Source organism: Desulforamulus ruminis DSM 2154, assembly GCF_000215085.1.
GTDB classification, from domain to species: Bacteria; Bacillota; Desulfotomaculia; order Desulfotomaculales; family Desulfotomaculaceae; genus Desulfotomaculum; species Desulfotomaculum ruminis.
On record NC_015589.1, the window covers coordinates 501,343 to 524,516 of the forward strand.

The following is a 23,174-nucleotide window of genomic DNA, read 5'->3' on the forward strand; positions in this document are numbered from 1 at the left end:
TCCGTATCACCCGTTCAATCCGCGTTCTATTTCTCTTTTTATTTTTGGACAATAAAGGGCTGTGCAATCCAACCATTCCGGGTTTTGCCACAGCTCCTTCTACCTAAATGGAATTTTGACTCGTTTTATCGCTTGGGACCAGATTAAGCAAAAGCAGGGTAAAGATCGGATAAATAATGGCGGTTGCCGCGGCGATAATCCCGGCGTCATTGGTGAACAGAGCCACCGCGGCGCCAAATAAAGCGGCATAACAACCGTTTAGTATATCGGGTGTTCTTTTGCGGATGTGTTCCAGGAAATCAAACTGGAATTTAAACATTAAAAGCATTAGAAAGATGGAAGCCACCAGCATGCCGCTCCAATAGGAGTAACGCATTAACCGGAAGTCCATCTCCAGTTTACGGATGATGATGTCCAGCATGCTGGACAAGCCGCCGGTTTGAATCTCCTGAACCGCACGGCCGATATGGGTACGGGAGCCGCCCAGAAAATCAGCCAGTGAAATGAACAGCATCACCGCCAGGACCGAGGCGGCCACCATAAATAATTGTTTTTTACCGGTTGGCAGCCCCAGAGACAGCCAGAGCAAAGTAACAAAAGCCGCTGTTACCGAGATGGAGGCACCGCCTTTGGAACCCAGACCGGGATAGACCATCACGAATAAAACGCCCAACATCATGGCTGCCACCAGAACAAGCCGTCCCTTGAACTGTTTGATATTCATGAAAGCGGCTGCCCCCAGGGTGGCCGCCCCAATCACCGCCCCCATCAGTTCATTGCCGATGCCGTAGAAACGGGCTCCGTACTGGGGGTCATACCCCAAGGGTGAATTGAGGATTAGGTTTGCACCCAGGAATAAATCCGTAAACAGCAGGGCAATGAAGGCGGCGCAAACCGCTACCATAGCGTGGGAAAGACTTTTATTGCGGGCCAGCCGGTGCAGCAGAACAGTTAGGACAAAAGTAATTAAGATCAGAGCCATGAAGGATTGAGCCACCGTCAGGGCACCCAGACCGGCCATGGCCAGCAGTCCCAGGGGCAGGGTAAGGATGGCCAGGTAATTATAAAGCAGGATCTTTTTTAGAATCCGGGAATAGTCATGATTAAACAGACGAAGGATGAACATCACCAGAGAAAGGGCCAATACCCCTAAAATGTAAGAAGCAACCGTGCTGAGAACCGGTACCCGGCGCAGGGTGTTTTGCACCAGCTTTTCCTGAGCCTGACTTAAGTATTGGAGATAGCTTCCGGTTTCAGCGGAGATACCCTTCATGGGCTGCCCGATCATTTCCTCGGAAACGGCCAGGCCCAGGGAATGCAGCACTGTTGCGGCCACGTCTGTGTTGGTTACAATACCCGGACGATGGGTTGTGCCCGAGGTAAGAAGACCTTTTTCAATGCCCGGACCGGCGAAGATCAGGGGTGTCAAGGTATTGCCCTGGGCTTTATTTGCTTCCGAAGGGGTGGGGGTCAGCACCATGAGGTAATCCTGCTCCAGGTTGATGACCTGCAGCAGTTCTCCTAGAAAATGATCCGCCCTATGTAAGGCTGAGTAAAGTTGTCTTTCCGCCATGGGTTTACTAATGCTGGAGGAGTAAGCGGCGGCCCGGGAGGTATCGCCGAAATCCACCACCAATACCGGACTTTGGGTATAATATTGTTTTAAAAGCTTTAATAACTTCTCTTCATCGGTACGAATACCGAAGGGCGCCTGGCGGTCGGCAGTAAGAATATCGCCGGAAACAACCCCATAGTCCACCCGGCCGTTGCCGTCCATCAACAAAGCGGCAGCCTGTCGCCCGTAGGTATAGCGGGGCAGGTTTGTTTCCTCCGAGGGCAGGTCGGAGTTGCCCAAGACGGCGGTCTTTAATCCGGCCTCATGTAAAGCGTCCCCCAAGGCGCCAATGCGCACCTCGTAATGCTTGTCTTTATTCATATTTTTCATTTGTTCGGCGGACAGGTTTACAACCTGATAGGCATGAATATCCCGGATGTTGTTGCGGCGCTGGTAAATATCGGCCACAAGCTGTCCGTTGATGGTCTCCCGGGTATTAAAGGACTGGGCGGCTCCCGGAGAACCAATGGCCCGGCTGCCTGAACCAATGGTGGTAAAAGCGTTGTCGGCAGTCTGACTGCCGCCGGTGGTGGTGTTCATTAAGCCAATGGCCCCGTTTTTTTGTATCAGGGCTTGAAAATGCGCCAGATCCGGATGGTCAAGGTTATTTAAACTGATCTGGTCCACAACCAGGATGATAAAGTGCCGGGTGGGGCCGGTTTGGGCATAAGCAGGCTGCAGTTGACTCATAAAAATAAGAGCAAATAGGATCAACAGAAGAATTTTATGGATTTTATTGGTCATTGATTTTCACCATTCTGTAATATTCTTTGTAAAACACAATGCCATTTTAGCAAAAAAAGGAAGTGGTGTCCAACGAAATCATTTTTGTCCTGTAAACCCTTTGACTTTAAGGTTGCTTTTATGGGAAGGTGAATTATAATTAATAATTAGTTAGTCTATGTAGAATGGAAGGATGGTAAATTATGGGAATTTCTGTTTTTTTAACCTTGTTGCCAATTTTAGCCATTGCCTTTTTGATGGTGAAGAAACAAATGGCGGCCGATCGCAGCGGTATGGTAGGTTGGATCTTAATGGTTGTCATTGCCCTTTTCTTCTTCAACACCTCGCTGGAAGTCAGCCTTCGGGCCAGCCTGGCGGGCCTCATTTCTTCTTTTCCCGTTTCCATTATGGTACTTGCCTCTATTTTTCAAATTACCTTTATGCAGGCCACCGGCGCCTTGCAAAGAATTGTGATTTTTATAAAAACCCTGGCGCCTACGGATAAGGTTGCGCAGATTATGCTGCTCAACGTCGGAGCCGGGACCCTTCTGGTATCCATTGGGGCTACGCCCATATCCATTTTGCCGCCGATTCTGGTGGCCATGGGCTATTCCACCTTTGTGGCGGTTGCCCTTCCGGCCATTGGCTATGATGCTTTATGCACCTTTGCCCTGCTGGGAGCGCCGCTGGTGGTTTTTGCCGATTTAACCGGCACACCCCTGGTGGAGTCGGCTCAGGTATTTGCCAAGTTTTTGCCGGTGATTTCCACCTTGATTGGCTTTGGTATGCTGTGGATCGTGGGGCGGTTTAAATTAATGAAGGAAGGATTTATTCCTTGTATTCTGGCCGGGGTCACCAACGGGGGCGCCGCCATTGCCATGAGCCACATTCCTTTTCTGAAATCCGGCGTGGTGCTGACCGGCGTGGTGGCGGGTGCCTGCACCATTCTGGTGATGCTGGTTTATTTAAAAATCACCGGACAGCCCATCATTGACAGGTCCAATTTATCCCGGGAAGACCTGCGGCTGGAGAAGCAAATGTCCCTGGCCAGAGCCCTTTCCCCATGGTTGATTTTAATTTCCATTTTATTAGTTCTAAATTTCTGCCAACCTTTGTTTGATCTGCTGTTTAACAAGGTGCCCATGGCGGTTTCCTTCATCCCCGGTCAGGAGATTAAAACAAGGATGCTGTGGAACGCCTATACCTGGGTGTTTATCAGTACAATTTTAGCAGCGGTTTTTATCAAGCCATCGGGCAAAGCCATAAAAGAAACCTGGAACAAATGGGTGCAGCGGGCGCCCAGACCCACCCTGGCGGCAGCCATTTTCTTTGCCATCGCTTTTGTAATGAATAATTCAGGCATGCAAAACCAGGGTGAAGTATGGAAGATCACCGAAGCAAGCTCAAACATGATTGCTGTTCTAGCCCAGGCTTCGGCTGCAACCTTTGGTTCCCTGTATCCCTTTGCCAGCAGTTTCCTGGGATTATTCGGAGGCTTTGTCAGTGGCAGCGAGGCCTCCACCATCGCCATGTTTACCAAATACCACTTGTTGACCTCTAAAATGCTGCATGTAGATCCTTTAATCGTTATTGCCGCTACTGCCATTGGCGGCGGGCTGGCCAGTGTAATATCGCCGGCCAAGCTGCAAAATGCCGCCGCCACTATTGATGCGTTAGGCATAGAAAGTCAAGTGATTAAAACGGCTTTTATCATTTCCATTCTTTTAACCACTGCTTCAGCCATCATGGCCATGTTATTTATATAAAGAAAAGGTAGTGGCGTGTGCCACTACCTTTCGGCTTTTAAGACCGGGGATGTTTCCGTGTATCCTGAAGTTCGGGTTTGCGTGTGCTTTTGTATAGAAAATAGCCAATGGCTAAAAGGATTAGAGCCACAATGGAGTAGCTTATGGGCCGGGTGTAGGCTTCCACGATGTGCCAGTTTTTTCCTAACTTTAATCCCAGGTAGGTTAAAGCCATATTCCAGGGGATGCAGCCTGTAAAAGTTAAAATAAAAAATTTGCCAAAGTTCATCCGGGCAATGCCCGCCGGCAGGGAAATAAAGGTACGGATAACCGGTAAATTGCGGCCAAAAAACACAGCCCGTCCCCCATAACGGTTAAACCATACGTCTGCTTTTTCCATATGCTTGACATTAATGAAAAAATACCTGCCGTATTGGCAGACAAAGGCCCGTCCTCCGCTGGCGCCGATCCAGTAGGTGATCACAGAACCCACTATATTGCCTAAAACCCCGGCTGCTACCACATACCAGTAGTTAAACTTGCCCAGTGCCACTAAAAAACCGCCAAAAAGCATGATAACTTCACTGGGCAGCGGAATGCAGGCACTTTCAATCACCATACCGATAAAAATGCCCCAATAATGAAAGGTTTCGATTAAAGTAATCGCTAAATCGCTAAAGTAATGGATTAGTTGCTGCAACACGGTGACCTCACTCATTTTTGGAAATAAATTGGCATTCTTTGTATTATACCATTTTTTAATCAAGGGCACGATTAAATTACCGTTAAAAATTTCTGAGGCTTGGGTTAAATCAAATTAAATCGTTTTTAATTTGCTGTACAATAACAAATCCTATTGCTTTTCCCGGCCGGTGCGCCTAAAATAGGTTTTATTCATTAAAGTTTGGAGTAATGGCTTATGAAACTGGAGCAACAGAACGAACAAGTTACAGAAATGGCGGCCACTGCCGGCGCCTATGTGTTGTGGGGAATTTTACCGGTTTATTGGAAGCTGGTTGAACAGGTGCCCTCCCACGAGATCTTGGCCCACCGAATTTTATGGTCCTTCTTTTTTACGGCCTTTCTTTTGCTCGGAACCCAAAAAATAAATTCCTTTATTCAAGAAACCCGGGAAATGATTGCTCAGCCCAAAAAATTCCTAGTGATTGTCGCGGCTTCATTCCTCATCAGCGCCAACTGGTTTATTTATATCTGGGCGGTTAACAACAATCGCATCATTGAAACCAGCCTGGGTTACTATATCAATCCCCTGGTCAGCGTTTTGCTGGGGATTATTGTTTTCAAGGAGAAACTCTCTTTTTGGCAAAAGGTGTCCTTTGGGCTGGCAGCCATAGGTGTATGCAATATGACCCTGCATTTTGGGGCCATTCCCTGGGTGGCATTGTTATTAGCCGGGAGTTTCGGCCTCTACGGGTTATTTAAAAAAATGGCCACCCTGGGGGCCATAACCGGCATTACCCTGGAAACCCTGATCATCTCCCCCCTGGCCTTGCTTTACTTAAGTTATTTGTACAGAAACGGCACCGGGGCCTTCGGCTTGGATGACCCGGTTACTTCCGGATTTTTAATGGGGGCCGGGATTGTCACCGCGGTGCCGCTTATTTTATTTTCCAGCGGCGCTAAACGGCTTCCTTTATCCATCCTTGGTTTCTTGCAATATATTGCTCCCACCATTGCCCTGATTTTAGGCGTTTTTGTCTATCATGAACGGTTTACCGGTGTCCATCTGGTCTCCTTCGCCTTCATTTGGCTTGCTTTGACCGTTTTTTCGCTGGCCAGAACAAAGCCCTTTGTGCAATTTGAATCCATGTTGATAAAGAAAGTTGCTGTGCAAAACAAATGATTCCAGCATAGAAACACCCCAAGAGGGTGTTTCTGCTATTTTATTACTTGATTCTCCGGAATTTTTCAACGTCCCTTTCCTGAATGTCACATTTTAGTGACACTCTTCGGTTGGTTTTGACAAAGGCCGATACTTGGAATTACTATAGAAACAGAAACACTTTTGAGGAGTCGGAAAAATAAAAAGAGTGCCCGGGGAGGGAAAAACCATGAGCCCGCTGCGTATCTTAGTGGTTGACGATGAAGATAAAATTCGCCAGGTCATCAGCATTTATTTAAAAAATGAAGGCTACATGGTAGGGGAAGCCATGGATGGGGAAGAGGCCTTGAAAAAATACCGGTCGGAACCCTGGGATTTGATTGTTCTGGACGTAATGATGCCTAAAATGGACGGAATTTCGGTATGCCGTGAAATTCGCAAGACTTCCCAAATACCCATTATCATGCTAACCGCTAAAAATGAAGAGGTGGACCGTATTTTAGGCCTGGAGTTCGGAGCGGACGATTATATGGGCAAACCCTTCAGTCCCCGGGAACTGGTAGCCCGTATCAAAGCGGTTATGCGGCGTATGGAGGCCGGCAGCCCGGCAGGAGAACCGGTGCTGAATTTTCCGGGTATGCGCATGAACTTAATGACCCGGGAAGTATTGTTAATGGATAAACCGGTGACTTTAACTCCCCGGGAATTTGAACTGTTATCCCTTTTGGCCAGAAATCCCGGCTGGTCCTTTACCCGGGAGCAGCTTTTGGAACGGGTATGGGGCTTTGACTACTACGGTGACCTGAGAACGGTAGATACCCACATTAACCGTCTGCGGGATAAATTAAAGGTTCCCGGCGCTCCTTCCTATATCGGGACCGTATGGGGAGTGGGTTATAAATTTGAGGTGAAACATGAGGCTGAATAATATTGTTACTAAGCTATGGGTGATTATGACCATTCTGGTGCTGATCATTATTGGTGTGGCCGGTTTTGCCCAGACCCGCTTTATGGAAGAGCTTTACTATCAGCAGCAGGCCAGTCAAATGATTTCTCTGAGCACCAAGATTGCCGATATTGCCAAGACTGAAGAAGATCCGGAGGAATTGGATCGTATGGTGAAGCTGATTGCCGGACTGCATGACGCCAATGTAATGATCCTGGACAGCAGGGGAATTGTTATGCACTGCCAGGGCTTGGGGGTCAGTACCAAGAACATGACTATGGACATGAACAATCCCCATCATGGAATGCTGAGCATGCACGATCTGATGCAGTTATTCAATGGTCAGGTAATCGTTCACAAGGGAAATAATCCCTATTTTAAAACCGATGTTCTATCGGTGGCCACTCCCATTGCGGATCCGGATAACAAGGCCAGGGCGGTCATCATTCATGCACCCCTGCAGCCTCTGGCGGAGCAATTAAGACACTTACAGATGCTGATTATTTATGCCGCGGTTGGAGGAATTGTTTTGGCCGCCCTTTTAAGCCTGGTTTTTTCACGGTTGATCACCAAACCCTTAATTAAAATGAATCAGGTTGCTTTGGAGATGGCCGGGGGCAACTATCAAAATAAAATAAAGATTGAATCCCACGATGAAATCGGTTTGTTAGCCAATTCTTTGAATACCCTTTCCGACCGGCTGCAGGAGAAAATCCGGCAACTGGAGGCCCAGGAGCAGATTCGACGGGAATTTGTTACCAATGTAGCCCACGAGATCAAGACCCCCCTGACCATTATGCAAGGCTTTACGGAGACCATGCTGGACGGGCTGGCGAGAAATGAACAGGAAACAACGGAATACCTCAACAACATTTTAGATGAAATCACCCGGCTGAAAAGGCTGGTCAGCGAAGTGCTGGATTTGAAGAAAATGGAAGAGGGGCATTTTGATTTTGACCAGGAGCCCTGTAACTTAAAAGATATTCTTGAGCGGGTAAGCATTAAACTAGCTCAGCTCATGGAGCAAAAGGAAATATCCCTGGTCATGAACCTGGAAAAACATCTGCCTCTGGTGACTTGCAACAGCGATCGTATGGAGCGGGTTTTTATTAATTTAATGGATAACGCCATCCGGCATACACCCGCCGGCGGGAAAATAACGGTTCATGTCAATAGCAAGGGCCACCAGGTACACATTCAGATCCATGATACGGGCTCAGGGATAGCTCCCCAGGATCTGCCGCTCATTTGGGAGAGGTTTTATAAAGGGGATAAGTCCAGAAGCAGGTCCCAGGGCAGCACAGGCCTGGGGCTGGCTATTGTTAAAAGAATTCTGGAGTCCCATGGTGGAGAGATTGAGGTACAAAGCAAATTAAACGAAGGGACCACTTTCGACATCCTGCTACCGGTGAATCCATGTTCCATCTCCGGAAAATAAAGAAATATCACAAAAATGTGTTGCTTTTGTAACAGGGGTGTGAACTTTTATCCTTATCCTAAATCTAGTTCTGGCGGACAGGGGTGGTTCACAATGGAAAAATTTATTTTATTTAAATAAGGAAGCTCCCCAGAAGCGGGGAGCTTCCTCTTTGCAGAAAAATTTTGAAAGGGTGAGAAAAGTGAGACCAAAGGTCTTTGTGGGTATCATAACCTTTATTTTAATGGCTCTATTGGTTCAAGGCAGTATTGGCTGGGCGGACGGTGGAGGGGATCCTCATGCCGGGCACGATATGAGCACCATGGATCATTCCGGCGGCAGCCATAACCTTCAGGAGAGTGAGGACCACTCACAGCATAGTACAGTGCCGGACAACCCACCGGCAGGTTTCTCCGGTACCCATGAACAGGGGCATGATGGACATGGTCAAGAAACACCTCAGACCGAGGCTCCCCCCAACTGGACTTTACTTTACGGTTTTGGGGCACTTAACCTGCTGGTGATCCTAACGGCTTTTATTATGAAAAAGACAAGCGCGGGAAACGGGGTGAACTAGATGAATGAGCAAACCAAGGGCAGTCAATGGCTGAAAAATATACTAAAAAGCAAATGGTATCCGGGAATTTTCCAGTGGCCAACCGCCATTGTTTTTATCATTATCATGTATGAACTATTGATTGGCATCCCGGTGGCTCACGACAACTTTGGCACCGCCATGACCTGGGTTCTCTGGTGGCCCATCATTCCATTAATCTTTCTGCTGGTAGGCCGTTTCTGGTGTGCCATTTGCCCCTTTGCCACTTTGAGCGATCTAATACAAAAATGGGTGGGCAACAACCGGCCGGTACCCAAGTTTTTAAAAAGATACGGCATATGGATCATTGACATCTTTTTTATTCTCATCACCTGGGCCGATCATGTTTTCGGCATTGTGGAATCTCCCAGGGGGTCCGGGGTGCTGATGCTGCTGATTATAACCGGTGTTGTGGCTGCCGGAGCTTTTTTTGAGCGCAGAACCTGGTGCCGTTACCTGTGCTTTTTAGGCGGGCTGGCGGGAAACTACTCCCGGGCGGGTGCTCTGGAGTTAAGGGGCACACCGGAAAAATGCTCCCAATGCACGGTTTTTGCTTGCTTTAAAGGCAGTGAAAAAGCACCGGGCTGCCCCATGTTTGAATTTCCCAAAACCATGGATAATAACGCCCGCTGTAACTTCTGCGGACATTGCGTGAAAAACTGTCCCAATGATTCCATCAGTATATCCGCCCGTATTCCTTCCAAAGAATTATGGTTTATTCGCAAACCCAAGCTGGAAGAATCTTTCCTGGCCATTGTCATCATGGGGATTGTTTTTGTACAGAACATTACCATGCTGGAAATCGGAATGAAGGCCCAGGAATGGCTGGAGAGAATACTGGGCATCAGCAACTATGCGGTTACTTTTACGGTAACCTTCCTGGTAGCCATGGCCATTCCCATTTTGTTGTTGGTTTTAACTAGTTGGATTGCTTCTCTAAAAAATGCAGAATCCGTTACCTTGAATTTTACCCGGTTTGGTTATATGCTGATTCCCTTGGACTTGGCCGGACATCTGGCGCACAATTTATTCCACCTGCTGGCGGAGGGAAAATCCGTGTTTTATACCTTCCTGGCCTTATTTGGAAGGCAAACCGGTGATGCAGCCACCGCCCTGGTGAGCATGGAAACCATTCAAATATTACAATTCACCCTGCTGAGTCTTGGGACCTTGGCTTCCGTCTATACAGCCTACCGTATTGCCAAGACCAGCTATACCGGGAACCGGGTGATGGGATCTTTTATCCCCTTTGCCCTGCTGGTTCTGCTTCTGGCTGCATTGAATATATACCTGTTCCTGCTGCCCATGACGCACCGGATGTGATTCATAAAACAGAAAATCCTGCCAATCAGCCTCCGGAACTTTACCGGGGGCTGTTGTTTGCCCGAACCGGTGTATGCTTTTCCGGGGCCGGAACCGCATCGCTCTGTTTTCTTTACTTTTTTAATAAATTTGATATATAATCATATTAGAATCGCAGGTGGTGATTTGAAGTGAATGAGAAAATATCGGAACTAAAATCAGATATATTTAAAGCCATTGCCCACCCGACAAGAATTCGGATTTTGGAATTGTTGAAAGACGGGGAAGCGTGCGTTTGCGATATTTTTGAAGAATTAAACGTAGAACAGGCCAATACCTCGCAGCATCTGGCAGTTTTAAAAAAGCAGGACATTTTACAGAGCAGGAAGGAAGGTCTGCGGGTCATTTACAGCATTAAGTATCCGGAAATTATAGAATTGCTGGAAGTTATGGATAAAATTCTAGTGAAGCAAGCCAATGAGACGTTACAAACCTTTCGCGGCATCACCGCCAAATAGTTTTAGAGACTCTCTTTAGGGGCAGTTCACAAAAAAGCATTGATTTCACAGGAGACGATGCGGCCGGAAGGCTGCACCGTTTCTTTTTTCTGTATAATCATCTTGTTTGAAGAATAGGAAAAACCGACAATCCATTTAGACTGTCGGTTCATTCTGTTTGCTATGATCCTTTTACAGGGACCCGATAACTTCCGATACCCCTTGTGCTTTGATGCGCTTTAGCGGGCCGATAATAGAAACCGCCGTCACCAGCAGAAGGACTATTAATATTAACCCAATTTGCAATGAAGGCAATTTCCATAGGATATGGAACTCCGACAGGAATTTTTCAATAAGCGTCTTTTGCAAGGCGATGCCCAAAATACATCCGGAAATATATCCTGCCAGACTGTAGGTGAGGGCTTCCGTTAAAACCATTCGGTCAAGCTGTGTGCCGGACATGCCCACCGCCCGCATGATTCCCAAATACCGGGTTTTAGCCGCCACGCTGGTATTCATGGTATTGATGATATTTAAAACACTGATTAAAGCAATTACCGCAACAAACCCATATACAAAAACAGCCATTGTTAAAAAGGTCTGGTCCGTTTCCGTATTTTTCTGACGCTGGTCATTAAGGGAAACCGAGGGACCGATCATGTTTTTGATTTCCCTTACCGTATGCTCCTGTCCCGACTTGTCCAGTTGAAGGTTGATCGCCTGAAAGGTTGATTCTCCCGTTAATTCGGTGAACAGCTTCTCGGTTGTGACAAAGGTGGTCAGGGCAAGCCGGGAGCTGCTGAAAGGAAGAGAGCGCAGGATGGCCATGACCGTCATCTCCTTTGTTCCACCGGGTGTTTGGATATAGACTTTATCTCCTAGTTGCAGGGTAGTGGTTTCAAAAGTAGCGTTATTCCTCAAATGGGTGACAATGGCGATGACTCCGTTTTGTTCATTGAGTTTTTCCTCTGAGAGCTCTCCGTCAAGCAAATCCCTTTCCGCCCATTGAAGCTGGTTTTTGTCATAGGATATGAGCCAGGATTTTTCCGGCGGGACGAACAGTCCGTTATCGGTTTCCGTAATGCCTCCCATGATTTCTTTATAGGAATTGGTTAGTCTTGAAGCGTCAAAGGTGGCCTCCACATAGCTGAACATGTTGCCGTAGGTTTTTCTTACACCATCCAGAGCCGCGGTTTTTTTATATAAACCGGTGCTTAGACCTTGTTCGGAGGTCAGTGTAATGTCCGGCGTATAAGGTTTTGTGGTTTTCATTGACGAGTGCATAAAATCAATGAATACCTGAAAACCCAAAAACATGGCGATGCTGATGGCAATGGAACAGGACATGAGAAAAAGTGTTTTCTTTTTGATAAGGGCATTGTTTACACCCATGGCCAATTCCGCATCAAACAGCTTCATCAAAAGCCCTTGCTTTTTCTTTTTCGATATTTTGAACTCATTGCTTCCCGTCACCGCATTGACAGGGGATACCCTGGCAGCTTTTCTGGCAGGCAGGGAAGAAGCGATGGACACAGTGAGAAATCCGATTACTATACCGGCGAGGATTCCCGCTATACTGATATGAAACAACGGAAAATTAGAAAAAAGATTACTGTTATAAAATTTCAGGATGGCCGAGCATACAAAAGCAATCAGCATTCCGGCAACTACTCCCATGGGAATTGCCTGCAAAGTAATATACAGCCCTTCTCTTTTCACCAACCTTTTAATTTGGGACTGGGACGCGCCGATACATCTTAAAAGTCCGAACTGCCGTACCCGTTCCATCACCGAAAGATTGAAGGTATTATAAATCATGACCACTCCGGCAATCAGGACAATGCAGAACAAAACCGCGCCGGTGGCATATAGGCTTATAGCTCTGTTGCTTGTGCCATACCCCATAATCGCCAGCAGTCTTTCGTTGCGTTCGATTTGCCCATCCTTTAGGTTCAGGCTGGTTTGCATGGCCTTTTGCGCCTTGTTGATGTTCACCCCGTCTTTGAACTCAATAATGAAAAAGTTCGATTTTTCCGTATGCACCACATTGGCTCCGGCAATGGATAAATGAACGCCCGGTGTGCCCGCCGCCTTTGTAATGCCATAGTCGCCGTAAATACCGCTGACGGTAAACTCCTTTGTCGAGCTGTCTGCGAATGTGATATTTGCCCTATCTCCCACTTTGAGATGAAGGCTTGCCGCCGCCCATTCTTCCAGCAGCATTTCATTTTCCGCAACCGGATATTTACCATCGATCAATTCAACATGGAAGTTGGGCGCTAAATTCTCATCCATTGCCACCAATCTGCATTCTTTTCCACTCAAGGTTCCCCTTGGGAAAGAGATATAGCTGCCGGCGTTTTGCACATCCACACGGCTGGCAATGGATTGCTTGTCTTCAGCGGTGGCGTCCGTTACAGCCAAATGATAATTGCCATAATCATAGACGACCTGCTCTTTCTCAAATTGTAGAAAAAAATCCAGCATGGAGAAAATGCCGGTAACGAGAGCCACGGCTATGGCCACGCTGGTGATAACCAGTCTTGTTTTCTTTTGATGGGTTTTCAGGTATTTGGGAACAAGGGTCAGATAGCTTTTCATTGTTCCGTCCCTCCCAAATCGGTCACCTTTCCGTCTTCAACGCCCAGCACGCGGTCGGCAAGGGAGGCGTAGCTTTGATTGTGCGTAATCATAAGCAGTGTTTGTTTATACCTTTCAACGGACAGCTTCATAAGGCTGATAACCTCCTGACTGTTTTTGCTGTCCAGATTTCCGGTGGGTTCGTCTGCCAGAATAAGGGCGGGTTTGGTTGCCAAAGCCCGTCCGATGGCCACGCGCTGCTGCTGACCGCCCGAAAGCTGATTGGGCAGATGATGCTTTCTGTCCGTTAGGCCCAATATGCCCAGCAGTTCGTCAATGTAATTTTGATCGGGTTTTCTATAGTCTAAAAGTAGTGGCAGAATTACGTTTTCTTCCACGTTGAGTTCCGGCACCAAATTATACGCCTGAAAGATAAAGCCGATATTTCGTCTGCGAAAAACCGATAATTCCTTTTCCTTCATAGTAAAAAGATCCTTGCCGTCCAAGAATACCCTGCCGGATGTGGGTGTATCCAATCCGCCCAGCAGATTGAGCAAGGTACTTTTCCCGGAGCCGGAAGGCCCTACGATGACAACAAATTCTCCTTTGGAAACGGAAAAGGACGCATTTTTTAAAGCGTCTACTTTCAGGTCGCCCGTTCCATAGGTTTTACATAAATCTTTTACCGTTAATATATCCAATAAAAACACCCCCTTTTGTTTAATGAGATGATAGCATTGGCATCTTACTCTCAGGTGAATTCCGCCTTACAGATTTGTAAGCTTGGGAAAGGTAAGGCGAAAAGCCGTGCCTTTTCCCGGCTTGCTTTCAACGGTAATGGAACCGCCGTGTTTTTCTATAATCGCTTTGGACAGAGTCAGTCCGATTCCGATCCCTTGCCGTTCCTTTGAAAATCTGCTCCTGTAAAACCGCTTGAAAATATGATGGATATCCTCGGAATGGATACCCGTTCCATTATCTGTAATGGTGATGGTAGTTAAAATACTTGTTTCAGCACAGTGTATTTCAATCTTATCTTTGGCCTTAGTGTGATCCAGCGCATTTTTGATGATATTGCTGACAGCTTCCAGCAGCCATTCCTCATCAAAGTTCATGGTAATGTTTTTGCTGCAGACCAGCCGGATTTCCTTGTTCTCCAATTCAGCCCGGGTGTGAAAACCTTTTATTGTATCCTCCAGAAACTCTTTTATCTGGTGGTTTTCTTTTTCCAATTTTATGGTGCCGGCATCCAACCTTGCCAGCTTGAGCAGATTTTGAATCAGCACTTCCATCCGGGTTAGTTCACGCTCACTTTTTGATGCAAATTCATCCACAACTTCATTTCCGGCCTGCTCATTTTGTATAATTTCATTGTACATTTTCAGCGCGGCAAGAGGGGTTTTCAATTGATGGGAGATATCGGAAATCGTATCCTTTAGAAATTGCCGGCGATGTTTTTCATTGTCAATGTGTGTGGTGAGAGAGGTTGCCATTCCATTAACCATTGAAAAGAACTGCGCTAGGCTTCCTTCGCTCTTGTCATCTAAACGTATGCGCGTATTTCCATCCATAAAGGCCCGAATATCTTCATTGGCCTTTTCAATGATTTGATTTTGGCGCAGCAGAAATAACAACAGTACCGCGAGTATAATAAATGAAAAAGACAGAGAGAAAACGAAAAACACTAGGGTATATTTTTGCTGAAATGCCTGCACCTCTGGAAACAAATGCGTCTGTGCAGCGGAGGTATATCCTGCGGCCTGTAATAACGCACGGCCTGCTTGTGCCTGGCTGCCGGTTTTTTCCACAGTAAATGCTTTTGCAATCTGTGACGGCTCTATTCCCTTTTCAAGCAGGTAACCGGCCAGGCGATGATCGTGTGCAACCATGTTTTGCTTGTAATCACCGGAAATAAATATTGCAGTAAACTGCCCGAAGGCCATCATCAAGAGAAGGATAGAAGCCATGGCCAGAAGCAGCAGGTTTGCTTCCCGATTTGCCAAGATTTTCATATTTACACCCTCACTTTACAACGTTCCATTTATAGCCTAACCTCCGCATAGTCAACAAAAATACAGGATTTTCAGGATGATCCTCGATCTTGCTGCGCAACCGGCGAACATATACCGACAAAGTATTGTCATCTACAAAGCTGCCTTCATTGTCCCATAGCCTGTCCAGTATGATTTGCCTGGTTAAAACCGTATTGGGATTTTGCATTAAAAGACACAACAGCCGATATTCAGCGGTGGTAAGCTCAATCTCGCTATTTTCTTTGAACACGCGATTTTCTGCCAGCCTGACTGTGATCCCATTGGAAACAAGCTCTGTCTGAGCCCCGGCCGATAACTTGGCCCGGCGCAGAAGGGCGTTAATTCTTGCTATCAGTTCATTCAGTTTAAAAGGTTTTGTTATGTAGTCGTCAGCGCCCATATCCAGACCCTTGACGATACAAACTTCCTCATCCGAAGCGGTTAGAAAGATAATGGGTACCGAAGACCACTGACGTACTCTTTGGCATATTTCATAGCCGCTGCCGTCCGGCAGCGTTAAATCAAGAATCAGCAAATTATGGCTGCGATTTTCAATCATTGCCTGTGCCTCCCGCACCGTTCTGGCAATATCTACGTGATAGCCGCTTTTTTTAAGGGAAAATTCCAACCCGTCAATCAGGCTCAAATCGTCCTCCACTAAAAGAATATTATTATTCATTTTGTTTCGCCTCCTTCTTTCCGTCATCCATGGTTTTTTCCGCATCTCCGGGTTTTAGCCCGGAAGGACCAAGCGGGGGGCGCTATCTTTCCTGTTTTCTTCCACTAGGGTTTTGTATCCTGCCATGCACCGGATCGATGTTAGGTTATGGCAAAAGCACCTGTCGAATTCCTTTCGAGCAGGTGCTTTTAAGTGTGATTTTTACTTTTGTCAATGACCAGGAATGTTAGAACAATGTTCCCGGCGGATATGGAGGGGAGAAGTCGGAATCGAACCGGACTCCAGCCTGGTTCTCAGGCTGGCTCATGGGTTTGCAGCCCATAGGGGGACCATCCCCGTTCTCCCCGGATTTAAGATTTATTTTATCATAAAAATGGTTATCTGTTATATGAATTATTTTCATATTTGCCAAATGGTCGGGAGGATTGGACAATGTGATTTTTTAATGTTAGCCATTAGTCCCCGGCAGCCAAAGCGATAAATTACTTATTTTTATGAAAAAGCCAGTACCCCTAAATAATTATCATAGTTCAGGCAGATACTATTATAAATAGGTACATCTTTGAACAAGTATTCTGGACTTTATATGGAGAGAAAAGTATAATAAATGTATATAATATTTTGCATATTATGATTACGAGGGCGCTTTCCATGAGTCAAGGACTGGTATCAAGCTTGTTTATGGCTTGTAAAAAAATGCAAATGGATTTTCAGTGTCAGGCGGCCCAAATTGGCTTAGATGCTGCTCCTTATGCCGCTCTGCAGAAATTATGGCGGCAGGATGGCGTAACCATAACGGAACTGGGAGAAAAGCTTTTTTTAAAGGCCAGTACCATTACATCGCTCATCGACAGGATGGAACGGGATGGATTGGTGCAGCGGCAAAGGGACGAGGAAGACAGACGGGTGGTTAAAATCTATCTTACAACCAGGGCTCGCAATTTGAAAGGCAAATTCCCTCGTTTTGAAGAACACTGTATTGAAAAAATAAAACCTCATTTTACTCAGGAAGAAATTCAGACCTTGACACAGCTTTTAAATAGATTGGAAGAATCCCTTTGAGGGATCACTTTTAATGAAGCAAGGCAAAAGACACGAAAGGCATCACCGGCCCAGGGTGATGCCTAAGCTTTTATATCGGGCAGTATAAGTTTTTTTAATTTCATTTATTTCCTATTGAAAAATAAGCTTTGGTAGTTCATAATTAATCTGTTTGTTTAATTGTAAGGGGAGGTGCAGGGTATGAAAAAATATGATGTCATTGTAATCGGAGCCGGACCGGCGGGTATTTTTACCTGCTATGAACTGGCCTGCAAAGCACCCGATCTAAAAGTTTTATTGGTGGATAAAGGACGGGATATTTATAAACGGGACTGTCCCATATTGCAAAAGAAGATTACCAAGTGTCCTCCACCGACCCAGAAAAAAGATTATGCCGGTTGTCTGCCCGCTTGCTCGATTACCAACGGTTTTGGCGGTGCAGGGGCTTATTCGGACGGAAAGTTTAATATTACAACGGAATTTGGCGGATGGATGACAGACTATCTACCCCCCTCCAAAGTATTGGATTTAATTCAGTATGTGGACAGCATTAATTTGAAGCATGGGGCCAAATCCGTGACCACCGACCCTTTAACCCCCGCTGTCAAAGAAATTGAAAAGCGGGGTCTGGGCGCCGGTTTAAAACTGCTGCGGGCCCAGGTAAGACACTTGGGAACCGAGCAGAACCTGGAAATACTGAAGAGTATTTTTGATTTTCTTAAAGATCGTGTGGATATGCTGTTTGCAACCGAAGTGGAGGATATACTTACGGTCATGGAGGGCGGCCAGCATAACCTCTGCGGGATTGTTACCAAAAATCATGATGAATTCTTTGCGCAAAAGGTGGTGGCTGTTCCCGGCCGGGACGGCTCCGAATGGTTGTCCGGTATTCTTAAAAAACACGGTTTGGAAGTGACCAGCAATCAGGTGGACGTGGGTGTGCGTGTTGAGACTTTGAATGCCATTATGGAGGAAATCAACGAACATCTGTATGAAGGAAAATTTATCTTCCGGACCTCGGTGGGCACTACGGTAAGGACTTTTTGCAGCAATCCGGCGGGCTATGTGGTAATTGAGAACCACAGCGGGGTGATGCTGGCCAATGGACACGCCTACAAGGATAAAAATCTTGGCAGCGACAATACAAACTTTGCTTTGCTGGTGTCTCATAAATTTTCCTATCCATTTAATAAGCCCATTGAATATGCTAAATCCATCTCCCGGTTGGCCAATGATTTATCAAACGGCAGCGTGTTGGTCCAACGCTTCGGGGATCTTATGAAAGGCTGCCGGTCTACGCACAAACGGATTCGGGTTGGATTCGTCGAACCCACCCTGAAAGAGGCTGAACCGGGGGATCTGAGTCTGGCTCTTCCTTACAATACCTTAAAGAGCATTATTGAAATGATTGAAGCTCTGGATAAAGTTACACCGGGTATTGCCTCGGAACACACCCTGCTCTACGGGATTGAGGCCAAATTTTACTCCGCCCGTCCTAAATTAACCCCTACCTTTGAAACTGAAATCAATGGACTGTATGCCGGGGGTGACGGTGCCGGTATCACCCGTGGACTGGCCCAGGCCGGTGCCTGCGGTGTAGCCATTGCCCGGGATATTATGGAAAAAATACAGCATTAAAAATTCGTTGCCCCTCTGAAGACTGAACTTCAGGGGGGTTATTTATCATAATGATTAAGATTGAGAACGAGGTATGAATTTTAACCCTACGCAACATATTTTATAGAAAGAATAACCTTCTTATATTTTTTGGAGGACTAAGATGATCCAGATACTACAGGTTCTCGGGGATGGCCAGGTGAAATTTGATGTTTTAAACCATAAAATAAACTTTACAGAGGCCAAATGGTTTTGGGTAGATTTCTCTGCTCCAAACGCAGAAGAAGTCCAATCTCTGTCTGATGTATTTGGCTTTCATCCGCTGGCCATTGAAGATTGCTTATACGGACTGCAAAGGCCCAAGGTGGATGATTACGGAGATTATCGTTTTTTTGTTTTGCATACCCTTTCCTGTATTGGAGTGAAGCTTGAAGAGGTTGATTTATTTCAAGGCAAAAACTATATTGTTACTTTTCATAATCATGCTGATCCGGCCATAGAAAGAATTTGGGAGCAGTTAAAACAAAACCCACAGAAATTGGAAAAAGGCCTAGACTACATGTTATATCTGGTGGTGGACAGTCTGGTAGATCAATATTTTCCGCTATTCCTTAAGATAAGTGATGAATTGGAACGGCTGGAGGCTGAATATTTTCAACAGTTAAGTCATAGAAAAATTAAACGTATTTTTAAGATTCGCCGGGAATTGCTTACCTTAAGAAGGTCTTTAGAACCTTTAAAGGATGTAATCAAACAAATTTTACACCCGGAAGAGGATATATGGAAATCAAAGCATAATGTGTTCTTTCGTGATATTCTTGATAACCTCACGAGATTTGTGGAGATGACGGAGGTTTACCGGCATATGGGGTTAGATTTGATTGAGAGTCATGCCTCTCTAAATTCCCAGAGAATAAACAGGGTTATGGTCACACTTACAGTTATAACTACAATTTTTATGCCTTTAACATTTATTGCAGGTATTTACGGCATGAATTTTGACTATATGCCTGAACTTCGCTGGAAATACGGTTATTTTTTGTCGCTGCTGTTGATGGGAACGCTGGCCGGTGGAATGATTTTATGGTTTAAACGGAAAGGTTGGTTTTAGTAGGTGTGACGGCAAAAAAGTCATTTGTATAATAGAATTGATTATTCCCTAACGAGGGTATAAGATTAATCTCATAATAATCTTTACTTAAATAGGATCAATCCCTTCATCGGCCAACAACAGAGGTGGCATTGTGAAAAAAGCAATGATTTTTAATATCCAGAAATTTTGTATTCATGACGGTCCCGGTATAAGAACAACGGTTTTTTTTAAAGGATGTCCCTTGAGCTGCCTGTGGTGTCACAATCCGGAGAGCCAGAACTTCAGCAAAGAGATTTTTTATCATCCGGAAAAGTGCACCCAATGTGGACGGTGTTTGGCAAAATGCAAACAAGGGGCCATCCGGCGCCAGGGAGAAATTCTGGTGCAGGATCGCCAGAAGTGCGTTGCTTGCGGGGAATGCACGGATTTTTGCAGCCATAACACCCGGGAAATCGCCGGAAGAGAATATAGCCTTCATGAACTGCTGGCGGAAATCGAAAAGGACCGCCCCTTCTATGAGCAATCCAAGGGCGGTGTCACTCTATCGGGCGGTGAGGCCCTGTGCCAAATTGATTTCGTGGCAGATTTAGTAAAGGCCTGCCAAAAAAGGGGTATTTCTGTGGCCGTGGATACCTGTGGACAGGTTCCTTTTAGCAGTTTTGAGAGGATCCTGGATTTTGTGGACATCTTTCTTTACGATATAAAAATCATGGACCCGGTCCTTCATGAAAAATATATCGGGCAGAGCAACCGCCTCATTCTCGAGAACCTTTGCAGGCTGGTTGAAAGGGGCGCCAGAATCAATTTGAGGCTGCCTTTGATTGAAGGAGTGAATACCCAGGACGAAAATATCCGAGAGGTTATCGCTTTTATTAAGGGGATGAACCTTCCTTTGATTCATTTGCTGCCTTATCACGATACGGGTAAGAGCAAATATCTCCGTTTAAATAGGGAACATCCCGGACCATTGCTGAAAAGACCATCGGATGAAAGGCTGGAGCAAATTAAGAGCCTGTTTGAGGCCAGTCAGTTTAAAGTAAAGATCGGAGGTTGATTGTATGGAGAGGGGCATGAATGAAAGAATCCGAAAGCTGAGGCGGCAAAGTGTGACGGTAGAACCCACCATTTCCTTGGAAAGGGCTTTGCTGGTTACCGAAGCCTATGAAAAATATCATGGAACAGTGGAAACCCCGGTATTGCGTGCCTTAACCTTTAAGCACATCCTGGAAAACAAAACCCTTTGCATCAATGAAGGCGAGTTGATTGTGGGCGAAAAGGGGGAAGGGCCCCAGTCGGCCCCGACCTACCCGGAATTGTGCTGCCACACCCTTGAAGATTTTGCAATTATGAACAACCGCGAAAAAATTTCCTTTAAAACGAATGATCAAGACCGGAAAATACAAGAGGAAAGAATTATCCCTTACTGGCAGAACCGTTCTTTGAGAAAAGCCATCTTCGGTCATATGTCCCCGGAGTGGGTTGATTGTTACGAAAGCGGTATTTTCACCGAGTTTATGGAACAAAGATCTCCGGGACATACCGTAGGAGATGGTAAAATTTATCAGAAGGGCTTTTTGGATTTTAAGCAGGATATTCAGAAGGCTTTAGATACCTTGGATTTTCTCAACGATGAACAGGCCTATGAGAAAAAGAGCCAGTTGGAAGCGATGAAAATAAGCTGTGAAGCCATCATTCGTTTTGGCCAGCGTTATGCCCAATATGCCCGAGAGCTTGCGGAGAAGGAAAAGGACCCTGGGCGTAAAGCCGAGCTGCTGACCATTGCAGCCAATTGTGATGTGGTCCCGGCCCGGAAACCGGAGACCTTTGCCCAGGCCATTCAGATGTATTGGTTTGTTCATATCGGCGTTACCACGGAATTAAATAACTGGGATTCCTTCAGCCCCGGACGGTTGGACCAGCATCTGCACCCTTTCTATACAAAAGAGATGGAGGCAGGAACCCTTACGGAAGACCAGGCCAAAGAATTGCTGCAATGCCTGTGGATCAAATTTAATAACCAACCGGCTCCTCCCAAGGTGGGAATTACCTTAAAGGAAAGCGGCACCTATACGGACTTCGCCAATATTAACAGCGGCGGTGTAAAACCGGATGGCTCCGACGGGGTCAATGACGTAACCTACCTGATCCTGGATACCATGGATGAGTTAAAGCTGCTTCAACCCAGTTCCAATGTTCAGATCAGCCGTAAATCACCGCATCGGTTTGTTAAAAGGGCCTGCGAAATTTCCCGGAAGGGCTGGGGGCAGCCGGCCATGTATAATACCGATGCCATTATCCAGGAATTGCTGCGGGCAGGCAAGGACATTGTGGATGCCAGGGAGGGCGGAGCCAGCGGCTGTGTGGAAACTGGGGCTTTTGGCAAAGAAGCTTATATTTTAACCGGTTATTTAAACCTGCCTAAAATTTTGGAACTTACTTTAAATAACGGGTTTGACCAGTTTCTGGGTAAGCAGTTGGGATTACAGACCGGCCATGCTACCGACTATCTAAGCTATGAAGCCTTATTTGAGGCCTTTACCCGGCAGCTTCAGTACTTTGTGGATATAAAGATCAAGGGCAATCATATTATTGAAAAAATTTATGCCACTCAGATGCCCTGTCCCTTCCTGTCCGTGATTATCAACGACTGTATTGAGAAGGGGATGGACTATAACGCCGGGGGCGCCCGGTACAATACCTCTTACATTCAGGGTGTGGGCATTGGTACCCTGACGGACTGCCTTTCAGCCCTCCGATACAATGTCTTTGAGCAAAAAAGATTTACCATGCAGGAACTGATGGCAGCCATGGAGGCTAATTTTGTCGGCTATGACTATATCCATAATCTTGTGCTGAATAAAACCCCGAAATATGGCAACGATGACGATGCGGCGGATCAACTCATGGTTGATGCTTTTAACGCCTTTTATCATAGCGTGAACGGCAGAAGGAACATGAGGGGAGGGACCTACCGTATTGACATGCTTCCCACCACCTGCCATGTTTATTTTGGTTCGGTGATGGGAGCCAGTCCCAACGGAAGGCTGGCGGCAAAGCCTCTCTCCGAAGGGATTTCCCCGGAGCAGGGTTCCGACAGGCAGGGACCTACGGCGGTCATTAAATCGGCGGCTAAGATGGATCACCTGCGCACCGGGGGAACACTGCTGAATCAAAAATTCAGCCCCGCAGTGGTGGCTGGAGATGAAGGGCTTGAAAACATGGTTTCCCTGGTGAGAACTTATTTTACCATGGACGGTCATCATATTCAGTTTAACGTCATTGACCGGAAAACCCTGCTGGAGGCCCAGAAACGTCCCGAGGAATATAAGGATTTAATTGTAAGAGTGGCCGGGTATAGCGACTACTTCCACAATCTCAGCAAAGAATTGCAGGATGAGATTATTGCCAGAACGGAACAGAAATTTAACTGACGGTCTTAAAATGAGCT

Annotated in this window: 18 protein-coding genes and 1 tRNA gene; 12 read left to right on the forward strand and 7 right to left on the reverse strand. The window is 46.2% G+C overall.

Going from position 1 to position 23,174, the window contains the following annotated elements; genetic code table 11:
- Positions 1-103: 103 nt before the first annotated feature.
- Positions 104-2,359: an alkaline phosphatase family protein gene (locus DESRU_RS02500; protein WP_013840553.1), complete on the reverse strand. Its 2,256-nt coding sequence runs from the start codon at positions 2,357-2,359 to the stop codon at positions 104-106.
- 182 nt (positions 2,360-2,541) lie between these two features.
- Between DESRU_RS02500 and DESRU_RS02505 the strand changes: the two genes are divergently transcribed.
- Entirely contained in the window at positions 2,542-4,104 is a 1,563-nt protein-coding gene (locus tag DESRU_RS02505; RefSeq protein WP_013840554.1) for an L-lactate permease, read from the forward strand.
- 37 nt (positions 4,105-4,141) lie between these two features.
- Here the strand turns inward: DESRU_RS02505 and DESRU_RS02510 are convergent, their stop codons facing one another.
- Positions 4,142-4,801 (reverse strand): DedA family protein, encoded by a 660-nt coding sequence (locus DESRU_RS02510; RefSeq protein ID WP_049786777.1) that lies wholly within the window; start codon positions 4,799-4,801, stop codon positions 4,142-4,144.
- Positions 4,802-5,002: 201 nt separating this feature from the next.
- Here DESRU_RS02510 and rarD point away from each other — a divergent pair, with 201 nt between their 5' ends.
- From rarD to DESRU_RS02540, 6 genes are all read left to right on the forward strand, one after another.
- Positions 5,003-5,947 (forward strand): EamA family transporter RarD, encoded by a 945-nt coding sequence (rarD, locus tag DESRU_RS02515; RefSeq protein WP_013840556.1) that lies wholly within the window; start codon positions 5,003-5,005, stop codon positions 5,945-5,947.
- A gap of 208 nt (positions 5,948-6,155) precedes the next feature.
- Positions 6,156-6,854: a response regulator transcription factor gene (locus DESRU_RS02520; protein WP_013840557.1), complete on the forward strand. Its 699-nt coding sequence runs from the start codon at positions 6,156-6,158 to the stop codon at positions 6,852-6,854.
- Positions 6,841-8,310: a sensor histidine kinase gene (locus DESRU_RS02525; RefSeq protein ID WP_013840558.1), complete on the forward strand. Its 1,470-nt coding sequence runs from the start codon at positions 6,841-6,843 to the stop codon at positions 8,308-8,310. Before DESRU_RS02520 ends, DESRU_RS02525 begins: the two co-directional genes overlap by 14 nt.
- Positions 8,311-8,491: 181 nt before the next feature.
- Positions 8,492-8,866 (forward strand): hypothetical protein, encoded by a 375-nt coding sequence (locus DESRU_RS02530; protein ID WP_143758736.1) that lies wholly within the window; start codon positions 8,492-8,494, stop codon positions 8,864-8,866.
- Complete coding sequence (locus DESRU_RS02535; RefSeq protein ID WP_013840560.1) at positions 8,867-10,207, forward strand: 4Fe-4S binding protein; 1,341 nt, start codon at positions 8,867-8,869, stop codon at positions 10,205-10,207.
- A 170-nt stretch (positions 10,208-10,377) separates the two neighbouring features.
- Positions 10,378-10,704 (forward strand): ArsR/SmtB family transcription factor, encoded by a 327-nt coding sequence (locus DESRU_RS02540; RefSeq protein WP_013840561.1) that lies wholly within the window; start codon positions 10,378-10,380, stop codon positions 10,702-10,704.
- A gap of 171 nt (positions 10,705-10,875) precedes the next feature.
- Here DESRU_RS02540 and DESRU_RS02545 read toward each other — a convergent pair whose 3' ends face one another.
- The 5 genes from DESRU_RS02545 to DESRU_RS20650 all read right to left on the reverse strand — a co-directional run bounded on the left by DESRU_RS02545 (position 10,876) and on the right by DESRU_RS20650 (position 16,321).
- On the reverse strand, positions 10,876-13,284 hold the full coding sequence (locus DESRU_RS02545) for an ABC transporter permease (RefSeq protein WP_013840562.1): 2,409 nt from the start codon (positions 13,282-13,284) through the stop codon (positions 10,876-10,878).
- On the reverse strand, positions 13,281-13,964 hold the full coding sequence (locus DESRU_RS02550; protein ID WP_013840563.1) for an ABC transporter ATP-binding protein: 684 nt from the start codon (positions 13,962-13,964) through the stop codon (positions 13,281-13,283). The genes DESRU_RS02545 and DESRU_RS02550 overlap by 4 nt, the downstream gene beginning before the upstream one ends.
- Before the next feature lie 66 nt (positions 13,965-14,030).
- Complete coding sequence (locus tag DESRU_RS02555) at positions 14,031-15,275, reverse strand: sensor histidine kinase (RefSeq protein ID WP_013840564.1); 1,245 nt, start codon at positions 15,273-15,275, stop codon at positions 14,031-14,033.
- Positions 15,276-15,285: 10 nt separating this feature from the next.
- Positions 15,286-15,975 (reverse strand): response regulator transcription factor, encoded by a 690-nt coding sequence (locus DESRU_RS02560; protein WP_013840565.1) that lies wholly within the window; start codon positions 15,973-15,975, stop codon positions 15,286-15,288.
- Between the two features lie 250 nt (positions 15,976-16,225).
- Positions 16,226-16,321 (reverse strand) — tRNA-Cys (locus DESRU_RS20650).
- A gap of 305 nt (positions 16,322-16,626) precedes the next feature.
- On the opposite strand from DESRU_RS20650, the gene DESRU_RS02565 reads away from it, so the two are divergent.
- The 5 genes from DESRU_RS02565 (at position 16,627) to hypD (ending at position 23,157) form a co-directional block, all read left to right on the forward strand.
- Complete coding sequence (locus DESRU_RS02565; protein ID WP_013840566.1) at positions 16,627-17,037, forward strand: MarR family winged helix-turn-helix transcriptional regulator; 411 nt, start codon at positions 16,627-16,629, stop codon at positions 17,035-17,037.
- Positions 17,038-17,217: 180 nt separating this feature from the next.
- Positions 17,218-18,654 (forward strand): NAD(P)/FAD-dependent oxidoreductase, encoded by a 1,437-nt coding sequence (locus DESRU_RS02570; RefSeq protein ID WP_013840567.1) that lies wholly within the window; start codon positions 17,218-17,220, stop codon positions 18,652-18,654.
- A gap of 142 nt (positions 18,655-18,796) precedes the next feature.
- A complete protein-coding gene (gene corA, locus DESRU_RS02575) occupies positions 18,797-19,744 on the forward strand; it encodes a magnesium/cobalt transporter CorA (protein WP_013840568.1) in 948 nt (315 codons plus the stop codon).
- A 133-nt stretch (positions 19,745-19,877) separates the two neighbouring features.
- Entirely contained in the window at positions 19,878-20,780 is a 903-nt protein-coding gene (locus DESRU_RS02580) for a trans-4-hydroxy-L-proline dehydratase activase (protein WP_013840569.1), read from the forward strand.
- A gap of 4 nt (positions 20,781-20,784) precedes the next feature.
- The gene (hypD, locus tag DESRU_RS02585) at positions 20,785-23,157 is read left to right on the forward strand and encodes a trans-4-hydroxy-L-proline dehydratase (protein ID WP_013840570.1); all 2,373 of its coding nucleotides are present in this window, start codon (positions 20,785-20,787) and stop codon (positions 23,155-23,157) included.
- The last annotated feature ends 17 nt before the right edge of the window (positions 23,158-23,174 follow it).